This is a genomic window from Candidatus Poribacteria bacterium (genome assembly GCA_021295755.1).
Classification (GTDB): Bacteria; Poribacteria; WGA-4E; order WGA-4E; family PCPOR2b; genus PCPOR2b.
Genome location: JAGWBT010000252.1, coordinates 1 through 2126, shown reverse-complemented (window position 1 = coordinate 2126; position 2126 = coordinate 1). Strand labels below are relative to the sequence as shown.

Genomic DNA, 2126 nt, shown 5'->3' with positions numbered 1-2126 from the left:
AGCGCGACAATTGCTCTGTACGCGACCTCCGGTGTGTTTACCGTTTCTGTCAATGCGTCTTCAAAGGTTTGGATGAGTTCGGGGTTCTCCATCGCCCCCAGAAGGCGTACGGCTTCTTTTTGTATGGCAGGATCCTTGTGGTGTGTTGCCTGCTGTAGCAGCTCAACGACGGTATTTCCGCTTCCAAGTTTTGCCGTGAGTTGCGCAACTGCTGCACGTGCGTTCGGCTGATAGCATTTCTCCGCTGCTAAAAGTGCTTGGACAACAGCAGCATCCGGATGAGCGACGAGTTCTGTGAGCAATTCTGCCCGCTTTTCGACTGCCTCCGCGAGCGACACGGCAAAGAACCCAGAAATAGAATTCTGAGTGCGGATGAGCCGTTCCTGTTGATCAAGGTCATCGGAGTCTGGGTCTTCCAGCACTGAGATCGCGAGGATGTCAGTGGCGAGTGTCTCAAGGTAAGCATTCGCTTGGACAATCGCTTGGTGCCAGCCCTCTGTCTCGGTGCGTGTCCGGTTCTGTAGGAAGGCCTTCAGGTGCTGCGCTTCCTTGTTTCCGGCATCCGTCCGCTGGACTGCCGTTTGTGCAGCGGTATAATCTCCGCGAACGATGGCGGCTCGCGCTTCAATAATATCCCGATTCTCTTTCTCACCACACCCTATCAGAAGGGCAATAACGGCAATGAATGGGAGATAGATACCGATTTTCAGTATGTTACAAATGTAGTGTTGCTGCATAGTTCTCTCCTGTCGTATCAGCGGGCACGCTTAAACTTTTTTTAAGTGTTTTTAGTCCCCGGCTATCACAAGTTTTGTCAGGTCTGCAATGGCATAAATATTCTGCCCAATCTTATTCAACAACGCCAACCGGTTTGCACGTAGTGCCGGTTCCTCCGCCATGACCAAAACATCATCAAAGAATGCGTCAATAGCTGGTTGTAAAGTAGCGAGTTGTGTTAGGAGTTTAGCATAATCGCGTTCTTGGATGCTCTGCTTAAAGTTCGGTTCTGCCTCGCTAAAACATGCGTTTAATTGCTTTTCCGCATCGTCTTGCAGTAGCGTCGCGTCCACAGTTTCTGGCGTGTTCGGCGGTAAAATTCTCAGTACCCGATTAGTTTGGTGTCAAGCGAAATTCGGCAAGCGCGCTGGCGCGTTTGAGAATGTCGATAACGTTGACATCACCGACTGCCAAGACAGCATCCGCAAGGTCAGGCGTGTATTGCTGTGTCTGCGACAAGATGACGCGTAGGCGTTCTTTAATGAAACTGAGAACACTCGTTTTTGTATCTTCTACTAATGGGACCGTGTAGCCCGCAATCGCCTTTTCTACAACAGCATCCAAAGAGAGTGGTAACTGCCGATCTTGGAGGATACGGATTGTGCCGAGTGCGTGTCGTCGTAGAGAGTACGGGTCTTGTGAACCTGTAGGACGTTCTGCTATACCGAAATAGCCGACGATGGTGTCGAGCTTGTCAGCGATGGCGAGCAGCGCGCCGACTTCGGTTTCGGGCAGCGGTGTATCTGCACCGAGCGGTTGGTAGTGCTCAGCGATAGCGGTCGCGACCGGTTCAGGTTCCCCAGAATTGCGTGCGTAATATCTACCGGTGATACCCTGCAAGGTTGGGAATTCGATGACCATTTGGGTCGTTAGATCTGCCTTACAGAGCCAAGCTGCACGTTCTGCATGCACGGCGTTCGTTTCTGTGTAGCGATGAACTTAACCAGCGTCTTAAGCCGTTCCGCCTTATCTAAGAGTGAACCGAGTTTGGCGTGAAAGATGACCGCGCCCAGACGTTCAACTTTATCGGCGAGGCTGGTTTTCTGGTCTTCCTTGTAGAAGAACTCAGCATCATTGAGCCTTGCGCGGAGAACGCGCTCGTTTCCGTGCTGAACACCGTCGAAATTTCCGTCCGTTCCGTTAGAGATCGTGATGAATTTCGCTGCCAATTCTGATGCGTTCTTCCACATCGGAAAATAGCGTTGATGCTTTTTCATCGCGGTAATCAGCACTTCAGAGGGTAGTTCCAGATGCGATTCACTGAAATTGCCGACGATGGGTTGCGGGTTCTCTACGAGGTAGTTCACTGTATCCAGCAGTTCGTCGTCGAGTTCTGGGAGATTGCCCTC

General features: G+C 51.4%; 4 protein-coding genes. All 4 read right to left on the bottom strand.

Annotation, left to right across the window (positions count from 1 at the left end):
- The coding region (locus J4G02_23060) for a HEAT repeat domain-containing protein (protein MCE2397388.1) at positions 1 to 737 on the bottom strand (737 nt) is incomplete at its 3' end.
- Positions 738 to 788: 51 nt separating this feature from the next.
- Positions 789 to 1070: a hypothetical protein gene (locus J4G02_23055; protein ID MCE2397387.1), complete on the bottom strand. Its 282-nt coding sequence runs from the start codon at positions 1068 to 1070 to the stop codon at positions 789 to 791.
- A gap of 40 nt (positions 1071 to 1110) precedes the next feature.
- Positions 1111 to 1689 (bottom strand): glycine--tRNA ligase subunit beta, encoded by a 579-nt coding sequence (locus J4G02_23050; GenBank protein MCE2397386.1) that lies wholly within the window; start codon positions 1687 to 1689, stop codon positions 1111 to 1113.
- Positions 1647 to 2126, bottom strand: a 480-nt coding sequence (locus tag J4G02_23045) for a glycine--tRNA ligase subunit beta (GenBank protein ID MCE2397385.1), incomplete at its 5' end; no start/stop codon positions are given. The genes J4G02_23045 and J4G02_23050, both read right to left, overlap by 43 nt.